This window comes from Formosa sp. Hel3_A1_48 (assembly GCF_001735715.1).
GTDB lineage: Bacteria > Bacteroidota > Bacteroidia > Flavobacteriales > Flavobacteriaceae > UBA3537.
Genome location: NZ_CP017259.1, coordinates 1,473,463 through 1,492,522 on the forward strand (window position 1 = coordinate 1,473,463; position 19,060 = coordinate 1,492,522).

General features: G+C 36.2%; 15 protein-coding genes. 12 read left to right on the forward strand and 3 right to left on the reverse strand.

Annotation, left to right across the window (positions count from 1 at the left end):
* Nucleotides 1–63: 63 nt before the first annotated feature.
* The 4 genes from FORMA_RS06695 to FORMA_RS06710 all read left to right on the forward strand — a co-directional run bounded on the left by FORMA_RS06695 (nucleotide 64) and on the right by FORMA_RS06710 (nucleotide 5,278).
* Nucleotides 64–741: a porin family protein gene (locus FORMA_RS06695; RefSeq protein ID WP_069674931.1), complete on the forward strand. Its 678-nt coding sequence runs from the start codon at nucleotides 64–66 to the stop codon at nucleotides 739–741.
* 121 nt (nucleotides 742–862) lie between these two features.
* A complete protein-coding gene (gene ileS, locus FORMA_RS06700; protein ID WP_069674932.1) occupies nucleotides 863–4,270 on the forward strand; it encodes an isoleucine--tRNA ligase in 3,408 nt (1,135 codons plus the stop codon).
* An 11-nt stretch (nucleotides 4,271–4,281) separates the two neighbouring features.
* Nucleotides 4,282–4,659: a TraR/DksA family transcriptional regulator gene (locus tag FORMA_RS06705; protein ID WP_069674933.1), complete on the forward strand. Its 378-nt coding sequence runs from the start codon at nucleotides 4,282–4,284 to the stop codon at nucleotides 4,657–4,659.
* Nucleotide 4,660: 1 nt separating this feature from the next.
* Nucleotides 4,661–5,278: a lipoprotein signal peptidase gene (locus FORMA_RS06710; RefSeq protein WP_069674934.1), complete on the forward strand. Its 618-nt coding sequence runs from the start codon at nucleotides 4,661–4,663 to the stop codon at nucleotides 5,276–5,278.
* Nucleotides 5,279–5,282: 4 nt separating this feature from the next.
* Here the strand turns inward: FORMA_RS06710 and FORMA_RS06715 are convergent, their stop codons facing one another.
* The 3 genes from FORMA_RS06715 to rimK are packed head-to-tail and all read right to left on the reverse strand — an operon-like array spanning nucleotide 5,283 to nucleotide 7,689.
* Nucleotides 5,283–5,846 (reverse strand): 5-formyltetrahydrofolate cyclo-ligase, encoded by a 564-nt coding sequence (locus FORMA_RS06715; RefSeq protein WP_069674935.1) that lies wholly within the window; start codon nucleotides 5,844–5,846, stop codon nucleotides 5,283–5,285.
* Complete coding sequence (locus FORMA_RS06720; protein WP_069674936.1) at nucleotides 5,843–6,814, reverse strand: succinylglutamate desuccinylase/aspartoacylase family protein; 972 nt, start codon at nucleotides 6,812–6,814, stop codon at nucleotides 5,843–5,845. Before FORMA_RS06720 ends, FORMA_RS06715 begins: the two co-directional genes overlap by 4 nt.
* Nucleotides 6,814–7,689: a 30S ribosomal protein S6--L-glutamate ligase gene (gene rimK / locus FORMA_RS06725; protein ID WP_069674937.1), complete on the reverse strand. Its 876-nt coding sequence runs from the start codon at nucleotides 7,687–7,689 to the stop codon at nucleotides 6,814–6,816. The genes FORMA_RS06720 and rimK overlap by 1 nt, the downstream gene beginning before the upstream one ends.
* Before the next feature lie 87 nt (nucleotides 7,690–7,776).
* Between rimK and uvrC the strand changes: the two genes are divergently transcribed.
* The 8 genes from uvrC (at nucleotide 7,777) to pgi (ending at nucleotide 18,992) form a co-directional block, all read left to right on the forward strand.
* Nucleotides 7,777–9,573: an excinuclease ABC subunit UvrC gene (gene uvrC, locus FORMA_RS06730; RefSeq protein ID WP_069674938.1), complete on the forward strand. Its 1,797-nt coding sequence runs from the start codon at nucleotides 7,777–7,779 to the stop codon at nucleotides 9,571–9,573.
* Complete coding sequence (locus FORMA_RS06735) at nucleotides 9,570–11,798, forward strand: patatin-like phospholipase family protein (RefSeq protein ID WP_069674939.1); 2,229 nt, start codon at nucleotides 9,570–9,572, stop codon at nucleotides 11,796–11,798. Before uvrC ends, FORMA_RS06735 begins: the two co-directional genes overlap by 4 nt.
* Nucleotides 11,799–11,962: 164 nt before the next feature.
* Nucleotides 11,963–13,123: a homogentisate 1,2-dioxygenase gene (locus FORMA_RS06740; protein WP_069674940.1), complete on the forward strand. Its 1,161-nt coding sequence runs from the start codon at nucleotides 11,963–11,965 to the stop codon at nucleotides 13,121–13,123.
* A 21-nt stretch (nucleotides 13,124–13,144) separates the two neighbouring features.
* A complete protein-coding gene (gene hppD, locus FORMA_RS06745) occupies nucleotides 13,145–14,305 on the forward strand; it encodes a 4-hydroxyphenylpyruvate dioxygenase (RefSeq protein WP_069674941.1) in 1,161 nt (386 codons plus the stop codon).
* A gap of 83 nt (nucleotides 14,306–14,388) precedes the next feature.
* Entirely contained in the window at nucleotides 14,389–15,168 is a 780-nt protein-coding gene (locus FORMA_RS06750; RefSeq protein ID WP_069674942.1) for a DUF3108 domain-containing protein, read from the forward strand.
* A gap of 9 nt (nucleotides 15,169–15,177) precedes the next feature.
* Nucleotides 15,178–16,107 (forward strand): tryptophan 2,3-dioxygenase family protein, encoded by a 930-nt coding sequence (locus FORMA_RS06755; protein WP_069674943.1) that lies wholly within the window; start codon nucleotides 15,178–15,180, stop codon nucleotides 16,105–16,107.
* Nucleotides 16,097–17,356 (forward strand): peptidoglycan DD-metalloendopeptidase family protein, encoded by a 1,260-nt coding sequence (locus FORMA_RS06760; protein WP_083236572.1) that lies wholly within the window; start codon nucleotides 16,097–16,099, stop codon nucleotides 17,354–17,356. Before FORMA_RS06755 ends, FORMA_RS06760 begins: the two co-directional genes overlap by 11 nt.
* Nucleotides 17,357–17,372: 16 nt before the next feature.
* On the forward strand, nucleotides 17,373–18,992 hold the full coding sequence (pgi, locus tag FORMA_RS06765; protein ID WP_069674944.1) for a glucose-6-phosphate isomerase: 1,620 nt from the start codon (nucleotides 17,373–17,375) through the stop codon (nucleotides 18,990–18,992).
* The last annotated feature ends 68 nt before the right edge of the window (nucleotides 18,993–19,060 follow it).

Sequence of the window (19,060 nt, forward strand, 5' to 3'; positions counted from 1 at the left end):
AAAAAAAGGCATTCAATATTGAATGCCTTTTTTTGTACATTTAATTTTTTGAATCTTTTCCTTATGAAATATACAATCATTACGGGCTTTTTTTTAATTCATTTTATGGGTCTTTGGGCACAAACCACTATTGGCGACTCTGACGCATTGTACAGAGAAGATCAATTTTATTTTGGACTTACCTATAATACATTTTCAGATACACCAAATAGTTTCAGTCAATCCGGATTTTCACCAGGACTTAAATTGGGGTTCATTAGAGATTTTCCCATCAACTCCAAACGTACAATTGCAATTGCCCTTGGATTAGGCTATGCGTTCAATACATATTCTGAAAATATTAAGATTACTAAATTGGCTGATGTTTTTCAGTATGAAATTGTAAATGCCAACTCGTTCAAGAAAAATAGATTTTCTCATCACGGGATTGAGATTCCACTCGAGTTTCGTTGGCGCACATCAAGTCCTCAAGAATATAAATTTTGGAGAATATACGCCGGGTTTAAGGCTAGCTATGTTTTTGCGTCAAATTACCTTTTTGAAAACAGTGCGGGGAGAACAAGATTAGACCATCTAAACCTTAATCCTTGGCAATATGGTTTGACACTTAGTTTAGGATACAACAATTGGAATGGATACTTGTATTATGGGTTAAATCCTATGTTTAGAGATGCCTATGTTGATCAAGATGAATTAGAATTAAAATCCGTTAAAATCGGTTTAATGTTTTACTTTTTGTAATCTAATATTAGAGCCTAATCTATTTATACACGCTAGTGAACTGGGACTCAATCAAATTACACATTTTAACACATAACAATTAGGCTAAAATTTAGTAATTTTGCGGACTAATTGTATAAGCATGAGCGTGATATTTCCGGAGCACAAAGGATTAAACCTACCTAAGCTAGCAGATGAGCTGTTGGACTATTGGAAAGAACATCAAATTTTTGAAGAAAGTATTTCGTCTCGGGAAGGCCAAACACCGTATGTATTTTTTGAAGGCCCGCCATCTGCTAATGGGCTACCAGGTGTTCACCATGTTCTGGCACGTGCCATAAAAGATATTTTTCCGCGCTACAAAACCATGAAAGGATTTCAAGTCAAACGAAAAGCTGGCTGGGACACACATGGGCTTCCAATTGAGTTGGGCGTAGAAAAAGAGCTAGGCATAACAAAAGAAGATATCGGCAAGACAATTTCTGTTGAAGACTACAATGCTGCATGTAGAAAAGCGGTAATGCGTTATACTGATGTTTGGAATGACCTTACCGAAAAAATGGGGTATTGGGTGAATATGGACGATCCTTATGTGACTTATGACCCTAAATACATGGAAAGTGTTTGGTGGTTGTTGAAAGAAATCTATACCAAAAACTTATTATACAAAGGCTACACCATTCAGCCGTATTCTCCCAAAGCCGGAACAGGGCTTAGCTCGCATGAGCTGAATCAACCAGGAACTTACCAAGATGTTACGGACACCACTGTTGTTGCTCAATTTAAAGCGCTACAGGAATCTCTCCCTGAATGCTTACAAAACCAAGGAGAAATTCATTTTTTGGCCTGGACAACAACTCCGTGGACACTTCCTAGTAATACGGCTCTAACTGTTGGTTTAAAAATTGAATATGTTCTTGTAAAAACGTATAATCAATATACATTTGAGCCTATAACTGTAGTTTTGGCGAAAGCTTTGATTGGGAAACAATTTTCTGGAAAATTTAGCCAAGTTGAATCTTTAGAGGAATTAGAGAACTACAATAAAGAAGACAAAACAATTCCTTTTTTAGAGATAAAATCTTTTCTTGGTGCGGATTTAGTAGGTGTTAAATACGAGCAACTGCTTCAGTATGCTTTGCCCAACGACAATCCAGAACATGCGTTTCGTATTATAGCAGGCGATTTTGTAACAACAGAAGACGGAACAGGGATCGTACATACAGCGCCTACATTTGGGGCTGATGACGCCATAGCTGCAAAGCAAGCAACACCTGAAATACCTCCACTTTTAGTTAAAGATGAAAGCGATAATTTGGTTCCTTTAGTAGATTTGCAAGGTCGTTTTCGAAAAGAAGTCAAAGACTTTGCTGGGCGTTACGTCAAGAACGAATATTATCACAAAGGTGAAGCGCCACAAAAATCTGTAGATGTAGAATTGGCGATCAAGCTTAAGATTGAAAATAAAGCTTTTAAAGTTGAAAAATACAAACACAGTTATCCAAATTGTTGGCGTACCGATAAGCCAATTTTATATTATCCTTTAGATTCTTGGTTTATAAAAATCAGTGAAGTTAAAAAACGCATGTTTGATTTAAATCAGACCATCAATTGGAAGCCAAAAAGTACGGGTGAAGGGCGTTTTGGTAATTGGCTTGCCAATGCCAATGATTGGAATCTTTCACGCTCGCGTTATTGGGGTATTCCATTGCCTATCTGGCGTTCTGAAGACGGAAAAGAAGAAATTTGTATCGGCTCTGTAAAAGAACTAAAAGACGAAATGCAAAAATCTGTGGCGGCTGGATTAATGGTTAAGGATATTTTTGATGATTTCATAGTCGATGACTATTCCGATCAAAATTATTCTAAAATAGATTTGCATAAAAATATTGTGGATTCTATTGTGTTTGTGTCCCCTTCTGGACAGCCAATGTACCGGGAAAGTGATCTCATAGACGTTTGGTTTGACTCAGGGAGCATGCCTTACGCTCAGTGGCATTACCCATTTGAAAACAAAAATCTTATTGATGAAAACAAGGCCTTCCCAGCAGATTTTATTGCTGAGGGAGTTGACCAAACACGTGGTTGGTTTTACACATTACATGCTATTGGTACTATGGTTTTTGACTCTGTGGCGTATAAAAATGTTGTCTCAAACGGATTAGTTTTAGATAAAAATGGGCAAAAAATGTCGAAACGTCTAGGCAATGCGACTGATCCTTTTGAAACATTGGCCACCTATGGACCCGATGCTACTCGTTGGTACATGATTAGTAATGCTAATCCGTGGGATAACCTGAAGTTCGATATTGAAGGAATTGAGGAAGTCAAGCGAAAGTTTTTTGGCACTTTGTTCAATACCTATTCCTTTTTCACCCTCTACGCAAACATAGATCAATTTAAATATACGGAAACTGATATACCACTAGCGGAACGTCCTGAGATAGACCGTTGGATCTTATCTGAGCTTAACACCCTCATTACAAAAGTAGATGAATATTATGCGGATTATGAACCTACAAAAGCCGCAAGAATAATATCAGAATTTACACAGGAATACCTCAGTAATTGGTTTGTTAGACTCAGCAGGAGACGTTTTTGGAAAGGAGATTATCAAAAGGATAAAATATCTGCTTACCAGACGTTATTCACTTGTATGCTTACTATTTCAAAACTAGGTGCGCCAATTGCTCCTTTTTATATGGATCGTTTGTATTTGGATCTTATTCAGCATACGGGCAAAGAAGCCTTTAAGAGTGTTCATTTAGCAGAATTCCCTAAGGCCAATACTGTGATGATCGACAAAGCTCTTGAAAGTAAAATGGCTCAAGCTCAATTGATATCTTCGTTAGTTTTATCCCTTAGGGCAAAAGAGAAAATAAAAGTACGTCAGCCCCTGCAAAAAATTATGATCCCTGTAGCGTCTGCTGAACAAAAGGAAGAAATATTGGCAATTTCTGACCTCATTAAGCATGAGGTTAATATTAAAGAAATCGAACTTCTAGAAGATGCCTCAGATATTTTAGTTAAACAAATTAAACCCAATTTTAAAGTATTAGGGCCTAGGTTTGGTAAGGACATGAGGTTTGTATCAACTGCTGTACAGAACTTGGATGCAGATGCGATAAAAGAAATTGAAAAACAAGGTCATTTAGAGGTTGAAATTAACGGAAAATTTAGTACATTGGAACTCAGTGATGTAGAAATTACATCACAAGATATTGAAGGTTGGCTTGTGGCTAATCAAGGTGCAGTGACCGTGGCACTGGATGTTACTATCACTGAATCCTTAAGAGAGGAAGGTATAGCTCGTGAGCTGGTGAATCGAATTCAGAATTTAAGAAAAGATTCAGGATTTGAACTCACAGACCACATAGATGTATTTTTAGTGCATGAAACGAGCATGCACAAAGCCATCCAAACCAATTTAGATTATATTAAAGTAGAAACACTAACACATACATTACACGAAGTTAATCAACTTGATGAGGGAATAGAGATAGATTTTGACGATATTTCCACCAAGTTATTTATTAAAAAACACAATTAAATACGCTGATTATGGAAAAAACTAACCGATATTCAGACAATGAACTTGAAGAATTCAAAGCCCTGATTCAAAAGAAAATTGAGAAGGCTCAGCATGATTTAGAACTTATTAAAAGCGCCTATATGAATGATTTAAATAACGGGACAGAGGATACCTCGCCAACATTTAAAGCATTTGATGAAGGAAGTCAAGTCATGAGTAAAGAATCTAATGCACAATTGGCTATTCGTCAGGAGAAATTCATTCGTGATTTAAGGAATGCACTTATAAGAATTCAAAATAAAACATACGGAGTTTGTCGAGTTACAGGTAAACTCATCAACAAAAAGCGTTTGGAGCTAGTACCTCATGCGACTTTAAGTATTGAAGCGAAGAATATGCAGCGATAGGATGTCAAAAAAGAATGTCCTTATTGTTATTCTTTTAGTTTTATTTGTAGACCAAGTCACCAAAATATACATCAAAACCCATTTTGAGCTTGGGCAGGAGCTTGTGGTTTTTGACTGGTTTAAAATTTTTTTTGTTGAGAATGACGGCATGGCATGGGGTGCTAAGCTCAGTGACTTTTCTGCTCATATTTCCGACAAAACAGCTAAATTAGTTCTCACATTATTTAGATTAGTTGCCCTTGCAGCAATTGGTTGTTGGCTGTATACAACTATTAAAAAAAAATCAGCTCATCATTTAATTTATGCTTTAGCATTGATTTTTTCGGGGGCACTTGGAAATATTATTGACTCTGTTTTTTATGGCGTTATTTTTGATGATAGTTTAGGTCAAAAAGCCTCTTTTTTTAGCGAAAACTATTACGGTTCTCTTTTTCATGGAAAAGTAGTTGATATGCTGCACTTTCCTATACTCAAAGGATATTTACCAAATTGGATACCTTTTGTAGGAGGAGAATATTTTACATTTTTTAATCCTGTTTTTAATTTTGCCGATGTAGCTATTAGCACAGGAGTTGGTCTTTTGTTGGTTTATAATCAGAGAAATTCAAGTTCAAAGTAAAACCTTAATTAAACTGATAAACCTGATTTGGCGTAATACAGTAGTCGAGTGGAATATCTTGTGTGCTTTTGTCTTCAATTTCATCCACAGCACCAAAAAATGAAAGCCCAATCTTAATCGCTTTGGGACAAGACTTCAAAAACAAATCATAAAACCCTTTACCATATCCAACTCGTTGTCCTTTTTGATCGAAAGCCAAAAGGGGTACAAATATGACTTGAAGTTGTGAATGTTGGATTTGAATGCCATTCTGAGGCTCCGGAATATTCCAAATATTTGGCTTAATGATAGTATTGTCGCTTAGTAAAAAATGCGTCATTTCACAGCTTGAAATATCACTTTTTGGAACGACAATATGTTTGTCTTTACCAAATAAAATACTCATAAGTGGCTCAGTTTCAACCTCTTTTAGTGGTTTGATTGTCAAAAATAGATGATAAAAAGAAGCTTCCCATATTGGTAGCTTTAGGGTTTGATTGGCAATTTTCAAACTCAGCCTATCAATTTCAGATTGGGTTAACGATTTTCGTTTGTGTTTGTAGATTGTTCTTAAATCGCTCTTGTTCATAAACTAAATTTTGTGGAGTAATGAAAAAGAGCATCCCCTTTGTAAACAATTGGATCTTCGTTAATATTAATAATATAACCAGCACAGTCAGCTTTTATTGATTGATTGAATTTGCCATAGGCATCTGTTATATATCCCAATACAGATTCTTTTTCAACTTTGGAGTTTAGCTTAATTGTGGGGCGGAACATCCCAGACGCTTTCGCTCTAATCCACTTACTGTCTTTGATGAAAACAATTTCTTTTTTAGGAGCTGAAACCTTAAATTTTGCACCTAACATACCAAGGTGATGTAAGATGCGCTTAGCGCCATTGACTCCCGTATTGGTTACTCTAGAATCGATATGGTACGATTTTCCGCCTTCGAAAAGTAAAATTGGTATATTTAGCTTATCGCATGCACTTCTAAAAGACTTCGGTATTTTTTTTGAGTAAACAACAAAAGGAGCTCCATATGCTTTTGCCCATTTTTTAAGTTTGGGAACGCCTGCTACGATTCTGACTTGTGGGGCATTGAACCGTCCAGCGCCTCCAGTGTGATGATCTATAATAAAATCAACTTGAGGGACAATTTCGGTCATGAGTTTATAAGCGACTTGACTAGCAAGTGAGCCTGTCTTTGAGCCAGGGAAAACACGATTCAAGTCACGGCCATCCGGAAGTTCTCGTGTTTTGTTTAAAAACCCAAAAATATTTAGTACTGGAATACAGATGATTGTTCCCTTTTTTGGTTTATTGATGCCCTTTGCTATGAGTTGCCTTAAAATTTCAACTCCGTTAACTTCATCGCCATGTATACCAGCGGTGAACAATACAACTGGACCAGGCTTTTTGGATCGATTAATAATTACGGGGACATCGACTCGAGTTCGCGTATGCAATTTTGCCACATGGAAGTTAATCTCTTTGGATTCACCAGCAGAAACAGCCTCACCTAAAATATGTAGTACAGAGTTATGTTGATTCATCAGCGTCTATTTCGTTCAATAAATGTAATGATGGCTTTTGCAATATTTTTTTCTGAGGCGCCTTCTATTCCCTCTAGGCCAGGAGTAGAGTTGATTTCCATTATCAATGGTCCTCGATTGGACTGCAAAAGATCAACACCACATATAGGAAGCTTTAGTTGCCGAGCAGATTTGATGGCAATTTTTAGTTCGGGCTCTGTCATTCGGTAATATTCAAAAGTTCCTCCGCGGTGTAAATTCGAGCGAAATTCTCCAGGCTTACCTATTCTTTTCATCGCACCTACAACTTGTCCGTCAACAATAAGTGCTCGAATGTCTATTCCTTTGGCTTCAGCTATATATTCTTGTACTAACGCTCTAGCTTGTAACCCATTAAAAGCCTCTAACACTGATTCAGCAGCATTTTTACTTTCGGCCAAAACAACACCAAGACCTTGAGTCCCTTCAAGCAGTTTTATAACTACTGGAGTGCCCCCAACATGTTCAATAACCTCCTCCACATCTTTTGAATAATTTGTAAAAACTGTCTTTGGCATATCAATGCCACCTTTGGATAGGTGTTGAAAACTTCTGAGTTTATCTCTTGAACGAATAATAGCATCAGAAGAAACAGTAGAAAACACGTTCATCATTTCAAATTGACGTACAACAGCACACCCATAAAAAGTGACCGATGCACCTATTCTTGGAATAATAGCGTCTACGTAATCTAAATACTTGTCTTTATAGTAAATTGTGGGTTTTTCTTTTTCAATAATCAAATCACAATTCAATGGATCAATCACCTCAACATCATGTGCTCTGTTTTCAGCTTCCTCAACTAATCGACGGGTGGAATATAAATTTTTATTTCTTGATAAAATGACAATATTCATGTGCTAAATATCACTAATTTTTGGACAAGATACTAAAAATGTGGAATCGATTTTTACTATACTAAGAATTAGTATACCTTTGGAATAATGACAAGTTCGAAGATTGAAATCCAACTACAAACACTCCCAGATACAGCTGGAGTATATCAATTTTTTGATGCCAAGGATACTATTCTGTATATTGGAAAGGCCAAAAACTTAAAAAAACGAGTTCGCTCTTATTTTAATAAAGAGCATGAGTATGGCAAGACCAATGTATTGGTTAAGAAAATTCGTGCAATTAAACACATAGTTGTAGCCTCAGAGACAGACGCATTGTTGTTGGAAAATAATTTAATTAAAAAATACCAACCGAGATATAATGTGCTTTTAAAGGATGACAAGTCTTACCCTTGGATTTGTATTAAAAAAGAACGTTTCCCTAGAGTGTTTTCAACTCGGCGAGTCATAAAAGATGGGTCTGAATACTTTGGGCCATATACAAGTATTAAAACGGTATATACTTTATTAGATCTTATCAAAGGTCTTTTTTCTTTGAGAACATGCAACTATGATTTGGCTGAGGATAAAATAGAAAACCAAAAATATAAAGTTTGTTTAGAATTTCATTTAGGGAATTGCAAAGGAGCTTGCGAGGGGAAAGAATTTGAAGCGGACTATTTGCAAAACCTTGCTTCTGTAAGAGAGATTTTAAAAGGGAATTTCAAGAACTCACTTTCTGTTTTTAAAAACCAAATGAAAACGTTGTCAGCAGACTTGAGGTTTGAAGAAGCCCAAGTTCTTAAAGAAAAGATTTCCATTTTAGAAAACTATCAATCAAAGTCAACTATTGTGAATCCAAAAATTAGCGATGTTGAGGTCTATAGTATTGTAAGTGATGAGCGTTATGCATATGTTAATTTTTTACAAGTTTCCCATGGCGCTATCATTCGTGCCCATACTATGGAATTAAAGAAAAAGCTGGACGAACCAGACCCCGAACTTTTGAGTCTAGCCATTACAGAAATTAGATATCGCTTCAAACTTCAGTCTGATGAAATTTATGTGCCTTTTAAGGTTGATTTATCCACAAATTTAAAAGTAACCATTCCGAAGCTTGGTGATAAAAAACATCTTTTAGACTTGTCTTTACGTAATGCAAAGTATCAGCGTTTAGAACAGCTAAAACAGATTAAAATTACAGATCCTGATCGGCACACCAAACGTATTATGAACCAAATGAAGTCCGATCTTCGTCTTGACAAAGCGCCAACACACATTGAGTGTTTTGACAATTCAAACATTCAGGGAACACACCCTGTGGCAGCTTGCGTAGTTTTTAAAAATGGAAAACCAAGCAAGAAAGAATACCGACATTTTAATATAAAAACTGTTGAAGGACCTGATGACTTTGCATCAATGACTGAGGTTGTATACCGAAGATATAAGCGTCTTTTAGATGAGGGTCTACCTCTTCCGCAGCTTATCATTATTGATGGGGGTAAAGGACAGCTATCCGCAGCTTTAAAAAGCTTAGATGAGCTAGGGCTTAGAGAGAAAATCGCAATTATTGGAATTGCTAAAAGATTAGAGGAATTATTTTATCCAAATGACCCAATTCCTTTATATTTAGACAAGAAAAGTGAAACATTGAAAATCATACAGCAGTTAAGGAATGAAGCTCACCGTTTCGGCATAGAACATCACCGCAATAGGCGCAGCAAGTCTGCATTGAAATCGGAGTTAGAGTCAATTCCAGGAATTGGGGATAAAACACGTATACAGTTGCTCCAAGCGTTCAAATCGGCACAAAGAGTTTCTTTTGCAAAGTTAGACGAACTAGAACACATTGTAGGCAAATCAAAAGCCCAAAAAATTTATAATTTTTACAATAATAAAAAATGAAATTTGCATCCAAATTTTATATTATCCTTTTATTTTGTTGCAGCCTAGGCTTTGCTCAAGAACCTTTAACAGACAATCCCAAAGTTGGTTTAGTTTTGAGTGGTGGTGGCGCCAAAGGCTTGGCACATATAGGAGTCTTGAAAGTTATAGATAGTTTGGGGGTGCGTATTGATTACATCGCTGGAACAAGTATGGGTGCAGTTGTAGGTGGATTATATGCATCCGGCTACTCCGCAATGCAGTTGGACTCTATTTTTAGAGAAGTTGATATAGATGTTCTATTGGGGGATAAAGTGCCACGAGCATCAAAGACTTTTCAGGAACGAAGAAACTCAGAAAAGTACGCCGCATCTTTACCATTAAATAACTTTAAAATTAAATTGCCTTCTTCTATTTCTAGAGGGCAAAACGTATTCAATTTGTTTACCAAATTGACAATGAATGAACGAGAAATAACGAACTTCAGTCAACTTCCAATTCCATTTTATTGCGTAGCTACAAATATGGAAACTGGGGGAGAGGTTCTGTTAGATAAAGGCAATCTTGCTGAAGCAATTTCAATTAGTAGTGCGCTACCAACGCTATTTCAACCAGTGGAATATGATGGCGAATTGCTGATGGATGGTGGAATTGCTAATAATTACCCTATCGAGATTTTAAAGACAAAAGACGTTGATCTGATTATTGGAGTGAATGTTCAAGATGATTTATTGACCAAAGAAGAAATCAAATCGGTTTCGGAAATTTTGACTCAAATCAGTAATTTTAGATCTATTGAGTCCATGCAAAAAAAGATTCAATTGACTGATATTTACATTGAACCTGATGTTGACGATTACTCAATTATTTCATTTAATAAAGGAGCAGAAATTATTCAAATAGGAGAACGTTCTGTTGCACCATTCTTAGACAATTTAAGCGCTATTGCAAGCAAACAAAATTTCAGAAAACCTTATTATCATCCCCCTGTTTTGGACAGCTTGAAAATAAATAGTATAAAAATCACTGGCAATGAAAAGTACACAAAAGCATACATTGCTGGGAAACTGCGTTTTCGTCCAAATGAGGTGTTGAGTTTTGATAATATTAATAACGGCGTAAACAACTTATTGGCAACAAATAATTTTGACCGCTTTCGTTACGACTTTTCTTTATCAAAAGACTTTGGATATGACTTTAGAGGGACAATAAAAGAAACCACCAATACAAGTTTTTTAAAATTTGGAATACATTATGATCAAGTTCTCAAAAGCTCCGTTCTTTTAAACTTCACAAAAAAACAATTTCTCATCAAAAATGATGTATTGTCTTTAGATTTTGTTTTAGGTGATAATTCGCGCATAAATTTTGACTATTACATTGACAAAGGGTTTTATTGGAGCATAGGCCTTAATGCCAAATATATGCGGTTTAGGTATGATATAAATCCGTTGTTTTTTGACAACGCTCTACCAGAGTCAATGAGCAACAGAATCCCCACAGCCTTTTCTGATTTTAGCGGAAGCTTCTTTGTAGAAACACTCATTAAAAAAGATTTTTCCTTCAAACTAGGTTTGACGTTCAAACGCTTAAACATATATTCAAGTAGTTCTTCGCTAGTTCCAACTTTTCCAAGTGATAGATATCAATTAGTTGATTCAAACCTTTCTTTTTTTAATACCCGTTTAAAATTTGATACAATTGACGACCCGTTTTTTCCATCAACAGGTTTTTTGTTTGAAGGCGGTATGGATTTATATTTAAGCGCATCAAATTTTAATGACTTCAGTCAGTTCTCTGTTTTAAAAGCAAATGTTTTAAAAGCATTTACTGTTACTGAAGACTTATCTATTTCTATTGGTTCAGAAGGCGGTTTTATGATTGGTAACGAACAATTTCCTTCACTTAATTTTGGATTAGGTGGTTATACACATCAACAAATTAATTACAACAGAACCTTCTACGGATACGACTTTTTTAGTCTATCAGGAAATAATTATTTGAAAGCTCATTTTAATATTGATTACGAGTTTTATAAGCGCCACCATATTAATATTTCTGGTAACTTTACTAACATAGGGAATGATATTTTTTTAACTAAAGAATGGCTTTCAATACCAGACTATAGTGGCTATGCTATAGGCTATGGTCTAGAGACTATTTTTGGCCCGATTGAACTCAAATTTCATTGGTCTCCAGAAAACGACTACAGCGGCGCTCTAGTGAATTTAGGCTACTGGTTTTAACTCGTATCATTTTTTTTATTAAATTTGTGTATGACTCTTTTTTGGAATGATCTTTTATTGTTACTTCACTTTCTTATCAAAAGAAATCCTGAATAAGCCAGTTCTTGTGCCCCGCACGAACAATTCTCCTTTTTAGCTTATTTGTTTAACAAAAAAAATTTAAAATGCCATTTTATCACAAACTTGGAAAAATTCCGCCCAAAAGGCATACTCAATTTAAAAAACCAAATGGTGGTTTTTATTATGAACAATTATTTGGCACCATAGGATTTGATGGAATGTCTACCAACTCCTACCACGAGCAACGCCCAACACAAGTCAAATCTATAGTTAAGCAATACAGTATTGCCCCAAAAGTCTCTAAATCCAATAACATTCAATCCTACCGTTTACGTGGATTTGAAGTCACCCCAAAAGCAGATTATTTGGACAGCAGAACAGTTATACTCACCAATTCCGATTGCAATATTATTTTAGCAGCGCCAGAGTCATCACTCACGGATTACTTTTACAAGAACACTGATGCAGATGAGCTTATTTTTGTACACAAAGGAAGTGGTAAGCTGCGCACAATGTATGGGAATTTAGAATTCAAATACGGAGACTATTTATTAATTCCTAGAGGGATTATTTATCAAATTCAATTTGACTCTGAAGATAATAGACTTTTTATTGTTGAGTCTTTCAGTCCGATGTATACCCCAAAACGATACCGTAATTGGTTTGGCCAAATGTTGGAGCACTCTCCTTTCTGCGAACGAGACATTCGCAGGCCAGAGGAGTTAGAAACGTACAATCAAAGTGGTGAATTTACTATCAAATTGAAGAAGCAAAATGAAATTATTGAAATGATTTATGCTTCACATCCTTTTGATGTGGTTGGCTACGACGGATATAATTATCCATACGCCTTTTCAATTCACGATTTTGAACCCATTACAGGCAGAATTCATCAACCGCCTCCGGTGCATCAAACTTTTGAAACTAATGCATTTGTGGTGTGTAGTTTTGTGCCTCGCATGTACGATTACCACCCCGACTCAATTCCTGCACCCTACAACCATAGCAATATTGATAGTGATGAGGTTTTGTATTATGTGGATGGAGATTTTATGAGTCGAAATGATATCGAAGCAGGTCATATTTCTCTGCATCCAGCAGGGATTCCACATGGGCCACATCCAGGAGCTATGGAACGAAGTATTGGCCAAAAAGATACTCAAGAACTAGCTGTAATGGTTGACACTTTTAAACCCCTTCAAGTTACTGACGAAGCCCTCAAAATCGCTGACGATGATTACCATAAATCATGGTTAGAAAATTAATATTTAACCCAAAATTTAGTTATGAAAAAAACATTAAAATCTGTAGACTATGGTCTTGAAAAAATATTTGAAGGTGCGCAAGACTTTTTGCCTCTTTTAGGAACCGATTATGTAGAGTTTTATGTCGGCAATGCCAAACAAGCAGCGCACTTTTACAAAACCGCTTTTGGTTTTCAGTCTCTAGCCTATAAAGGCTTGGAGACAGGATCAAAAGATGAAGTGAGTTATGTACTTCAGCAAGGAAAAATTAGATTAGTACTCACCACCCCGCTTAACAGCAAGTCCGCAATAAATGATCATTTGCGAACTCATGGTGATGGCGTTAAAGTAATTGCCCTTTGGGTTGATGATGCTCGCAAGGCCTACGAAGAAACCACTAAGCGTGGAGCAAAATCCTATTTTGAGCCTAAAATTCAATCTGATGAATTTGGCCAAATCATTAGCTCAGGGATTTATACTTATGGCGAAACTGTCCATGTTTTTGTGGAGCGTAAGAACTATAAGGGTGTATTTTTTCCAGGTTATGTTGCAATGGAATCGGATTATAATCCGCCCAGCGCAGGCCTCAAATTTATTGACCATATAGTTGGCAATGTGGGTTGGGGTGAAATGGATACTTGGGTGAACTGGTATGAAGAGGTGATGGGTTTTGTTAATTTTTTATCATTTGATGATAAGCAAATTCATACCGAATATTCTGCCCTAATGAGTAAAGTGATGAGTAATGGGAATGGACGTATTAAATTTCCAATTAATGAGCCTGCAGAAGCCGAAAAGCGCTCACAGATTGAAGAGTATCTCGATTTTTATGAAGGATGTGGTGTTCAGCACTTGGCGGTGGCAACAGACGATATTATAGCTACAGTAAAACATCTGCGTACCAATGGGGTTGAGTTTTTACCACCCCCTCCTCAGGCTTACTACGATGCGATTCCAAAGCGTCTTGGTAAGCACATGAAACTTATGAAGGAAGATATTTCAAAACTTCAGGAGTTTTCTGTTTTGGTTGATGCAGATGAAGAAGGGTATTTATTACAGATTTTTACTAAACCTCTACAAGATCGACCAACCTTATTTTTTGAGATTATACAGCGGATGGGTGCAAAGGGCTTTGGTGCTGGGAATTTTAAAGCGTTGTTTGAATCAATTGAACGCGAACAAGCAAATCGAGGAACACTTTAATAAAACTGTTCATTATGCTTTTCAATTGTTTTTAGATTTGGAATAATAATTGCAAATTTGCATCTACATCAATAAAAGATGGTATGATGCGTATAGTATTAATTTGCTTCCTTTTTCTTGCGAGCGTAAAGTTCGGTTCAGCCCAAAGCGAATCTTCTTTTCAAGCTGGAGAATGGCTTAAGTTTAAGCTCAGCTACAGCGGCTGGGTAAAAGCTGGAAACGCAACATTGCATATAAAAAATGCAACATACAATGGCTTGCCCGTTTACCGTGTTGTTGGCAAGGGCGAAACCACAGGCGCACTCAAATGGTTTTTTAAAGTCAAAGACCGTTACGAAAGCTATTTTGATAAATCAACGGGAGTGCCTTATAAATTTATAAGAGATATTTATGAGGGCGGTCATGTTAAAAACAGAATTGTTGAATTTGATTATGATAAGAACGTTGCAAACGTAAACGATCTCAAAAGAGGAACGAAAAAATCGGTGCCCATACAGGACAATATTCAAGATATGATTTCTGCTTATTATTATTTGCGAAATCACTACGACACCAACACCATCAAAAAAGGGGATATTGTCAAATTAAATATGTTTTTTGATGATGAAATCTTTGGATTCAAATTAAAGTTTTTAGGTCGTCAAACAATAAAAACTAATTTTGGCAAGGTAAAATGTTTGAAATTTCGACCTTATGTAATGGCAGGGCGTGTGTTTCAGGAAGAAGAAAGTGTTACACTTTGGGTTAGTGCAGATAAAAATAAAATACCTTTGAAAATCCAAGCTAACCTTCGAGTGGGATCTATTCGATCTGATTTGATAGCGTTCAAAGGCCTAAAATTCCCCTTTGAATTACAACTCTAATATATTCCTATGAAAAATAACGCAACAAAAAACTTAATCCAATCCCTTGAAGATAAATATAGCGCTATAAATCAGGACAAGAATGTATATTTAGAAGGGCTTTTACACAGTAAAACGATTAATTATTGGGATTATATTCATACCGATGCGCTTCTAAACTTACAAATTCAACGAACTACACTCCCTGACGAAATGGTTTTTATTGGTTATCATCAGATCAATGAATTAATCTTTAAGATGATTTTGTGGGAGCTGCAGCAGCTTGCTGAAATGCCCGTCCTAAATGTTGACATTTTCACTGATAAGCTCATGCGTGTTAGTCGTTATTTTGACATGTTGACCTCCTCATTTGCAATTATGCAGGATGGTATGGATCTAGCACAATACAATAAATTTAGACACACACTAACACCTGCCAGCGGATTTCAAAGTGCACAATACAGAAAAATAGAGTTTGCTTCAACGGAGCTTATCAATCTAATTGATCCTCGATTTCGCGAAACTATTGATAGAGATACAGCATTTGAGCATGCCTTCGAACACCTTTACTGGCAAGCTGCTGGAAAAGATTTCAAAACCGGTAAAAAATCGATTTTACTCACAAATTTCGAGACACGATATAAAGAAGAGTTTATTACATTCATGAAAGTGTACAACACCAAAAACCTTTGGACACGTTATAAAGAATTATCTGTTGACGATCAAAAAAACAACACCCTTGTAAATGCCATGCGTCATTACGATTACACAGTCAATATCACGTGGGTTATGGCTCATTTTAACGCTGCAAAACACTATATATTAGCAAGCTCTGGTGACGGTGAAGCAACTGGTGGAAGTAACTGGCAAAAATATATGCACCCGAAATACCAAAAAAGAATATTTTTTCCTGAACTTTGGAGCGCAAAAGAAAAAGACAATTGGGGGCATGAAGTTTAGTATTAATCCAGAACTATTTAATTTAAAATTTTTCCTTTACGGATTTATCTTGTTTATTGGATTTTATACTTTTAAAGGGTGTTCAAATGAGGAGACTAAGCCCCTTTTAAATGAATCAACATTCCTTTCTGATAATTATAAATTTGGTTATAATTTTAATAATTATAATGTAGTTTATGATACCATAAAGAAAGGCGATAGTTTTGGTGAGATTTTAGAAAAAAATAAGCTCGTATACCCAAAAATCCATTACATTGCTGAAGCTACTAAAGAAGTTTTTGACATCCGTCAGTTAAGAATAGGTAAGCCCTATGTAATGCTATTTTCAAAAGATGGCTCTGATCAACCTTTGATTTTTATTTATCAACAGAACAAAATTGAATACTTAGTTGTTGAGTTTTGTGATACCATCAAGGCTTATCAACAACGAAAGCCTGTTAAAATTGTTGAAAAAGAAGCTTTTGGAGTCATTGAAAGCTCATTGTCAGAAACGATGGAAGCACAAGGGTTACCAGTTCAATTAATCTACGATATGTCTGATGATATTTATGCCTGGACGATTGACTTTTTTAGGCTACAAAAAGGGGATAGTTTTAAAGTAATTTATAAACAACGCTTTGTAGAGGATAGTATTTATGCTGGAATTGAGCGAATAGATGCTGCCTATTTTAAACACAAAGGCGAACCTATATATGCTTTTGATTTCATTACTCCTGAGTCTAAAACTAGCACTGACTATTACGATCTGAGTGGGAAAAGTCTTCAAAAAGCGTTTTTGAAGAGTCCTATAAAATTTAGTCGAATTTCATCTAGGTACAATCTCAATCGCCGTATTGCTTTGTATGGGAACAGAGTTCGTCCTCACAAAGGTACTGATTTTGCTGCAGCTGTTGGTACACCAATCTTGGCTACTGCAAATGGTACAGTTGTGGAATCTACTCGTCGTGGAGGAAACGGCAAGTATGTTAAAATCCGGCACAACGCCACTTATTCCACGCAGTACCTTCACATGAGTAGGCGCTTGGTAAATGTCGGCGATTTTGTTAAACAAGGAGATGTAATAGGAAAAGTTGGAATGACGGGCAATACCAGTGGACCGCATGTGTGCTATCGTTTTTGGAAAAATGGACGTCAAGTCGATCCATTTCGTCAAAAACTACCGGATGCAAAAGCATTGCCAGATAAATATAAAACCGAATTTCTAGCGTATATTGCACCGCTCAAACAAAGACTTGATTCTATAAACTAACCGAATTTTAAACATTATGAGCTTAAAATCTATAAACCCTACCCAAACTAAGGCCTGGAATAAATTACAACAACATTTTGAATCCATAAAGGAGGCTCACATGACTAAATGGTTTGAGCATCAGCCCGAAAGAGCCCAACAAATGACTATAAAATGGGAGGATTTTTTTCTTGACTATTCTAAAAATAGAATCAATGCTGAAACCTTGAGTTTATTAAAAGATTTAGCGGAAGAACTTCAATTATCTGATGCAGTCTCAAAATATTTTGGAGGAGAAAAAATCAATAAAACTGAAGGCAGAGCTGTTCTGCACACAGCACTGCGTGCACCAGAAGATGCAGAGGTCTTTTATGAAGGTAACAATGTTATTCCTGAAATCTGCGAAGTAAAACACAAAATAAAACAATTCTCACTGGAAGTTATTGAAGGGGATAGAAAAGGGTTTACCAACAAGGCCTTTACAGACATTGTAAACATTGGAATTGGTGGTTCTGACCTTGGGCCAGCGATGGTTGTTGACGCATTGTCTTATTACAAGAATCATTTAAATGTACATTTTGTGAGTAATGTAGACGGCGACCATGTGAACGAGGTTCTGAAAAACTTAAATCCAGAAACGACCCTCTTTGTAATTGTTTCAAAAACATTCACCACGCAAGAAACGTTATCAAATGCTACAACCATCAAGCAATGGTTTTTGCAACATGCAACCCAAGACGATATTGCAAAACAATTTGTAGCCGTCTCTACCAATATCGAAAACGTAAAAGCATTTGGTATTGATCCTCAAAATATATTCCCTATGTGGGATTGGGTTGGAGGCCGTTTCTCATTGTGGAGCGCAGTTGGATTAAGTATTAGCTTGGCTGTTGGGTTTGATCATTTTAATGCCCTTTTAAAAGGAGCTCATAAGATGGATATACATTTTAAGGAAGAAAAGTTTGAGCAAAATATACCCATGATTTTAGCGTTTATAAGCATTTGGTACAATAACTTTTTTAAGGCCGAAAGTGAAGCTGTTATCCCTTACACCCAATATCTAAATCAGTTTGCGACTTATCTTCAGCAAGCTATTATGGAAAGTAATGGAAAAAGTATCGATAGAGCTGGTGACAAAGTGAGTTACCAAACAGGGAATCTTATATGGGGCGAACCAGGAACCAATTCCCAGCATGCATTTTTCCAATTGATTCATCAAGGCACAAAACTGATTCCTGCTGACTTTATAGGATTTGGGACACCATTGCACGGCAATCAAGACCATCAAGACAAGTTGATGTCCAACTTTTTTGCACAAACAGAAGCACTGCTCAATGGCAAAACAAAAGCTGAGGTGAAAGCCGAAGGAACCAATGAATCTATAATCCCATATAAAATTTTTGAAGGGAACCGCCCTACTAATACCATTTTTATAGATAAACTTACGCCAGAAAGTCTTGGAAAACTGATAGCAATGTACGAGCACAAAATTTTTGTGCAAGGGGTGGTTTGGAATGTTTACAGTTACGATCAATTTGGGGTTGAATTGGGCAAGCAATTGGCAGGAAAAATACTTGATGAATTTACGGACAGTTACTCTGCGCATCACGATGCATCAACAGCCAATCTTATCAGCATGTACAAATCTATGCGTTGAGGGTTAAACATTACATATTTTTTAATTATTAACATGATTTCCGCTCTTGTGTTAACAAATTATCAAAA

Coding starts and splice junctions, on each gene's coding strand:
- pgi (WP_069674944.1), top strand. CDS start 17,373: ATGAGCTTAAAATCTATAAACCCTACCCAAACTAAGGCCTGGAATAAA.
- FORMA_RS06750 (WP_069674942.1), top strand. CDS start 14,389: ATGATGCGTATAGTATTAATTTGCTTCCTTTTTCTTGCGAGCGTAAAG.
- rimK (WP_069674937.1), bottom strand. CDS start 7,689: ATGAATATTGTCATTTTATCAAGAAATAAAAATTTATATTCCACCCGT.
- FORMA_RS06760 (WP_083236572.1), top strand. CDS start 16,097: ATGAAGTTTAGTATTAATCCAGAACTATTTAATTTAAAATTTTTCCTT.
- FORMA_RS06695 (WP_069674931.1), top strand. CDS start 64: ATGAAATATACAATCATTACGGGCTTTTTTTTAATTCATTTTATGGGT.
- FORMA_RS06720 (WP_069674936.1), bottom strand. CDS start 6,814: ATGAATCAACATAACTCTGTACTACATATTTTAGGTGAGGCTGTTTCT.
- FORMA_RS06715 (WP_069674935.1), bottom strand. CDS start 5,846: ATGAACAAGAGCGATTTAAGAACAATCTACAAACACAAACGAAAATCG.
- uvrC (WP_069674938.1), top strand. CDS start 7,777: ATGACAAGTTCGAAGATTGAAATCCAACTACAAACACTCCCAGATACA.
- FORMA_RS06735 (WP_069674939.1), top strand. CDS start 9,570: ATGAAATTTGCATCCAAATTTTATATTATCCTTTTATTTTGTTGCAGC.
- FORMA_RS06740 (WP_069674940.1), top strand. CDS start 11,963: ATGCCATTTTATCACAAACTTGGAAAAATTCCGCCCAAAAGGCATACT.
- FORMA_RS06755 (WP_069674943.1), top strand. CDS start 15,178: ATGAAAAATAACGCAACAAAAAACTTAATCCAATCCCTTGAAGATAAA.
- ileS (WP_069674932.1), top strand. CDS start 863: ATGAGCGTGATATTTCCGGAGCACAAAGGATTAAACCTACCTAAGCTA.
- FORMA_RS06705 (WP_069674933.1), top strand. CDS start 4,282: ATGGAAAAAACTAACCGATATTCAGACAATGAACTTGAAGAATTCAAA.
- FORMA_RS06710 (WP_069674934.1), top strand. CDS start 4,661: ATGTCAAAAAAGAATGTCCTTATTGTTATTCTTTTAGTTTTATTTGTA.
- hppD (WP_069674941.1), top strand. CDS start 13,145: ATGAAAAAAACATTAAAATCTGTAGACTATGGTCTTGAAAAAATATTT.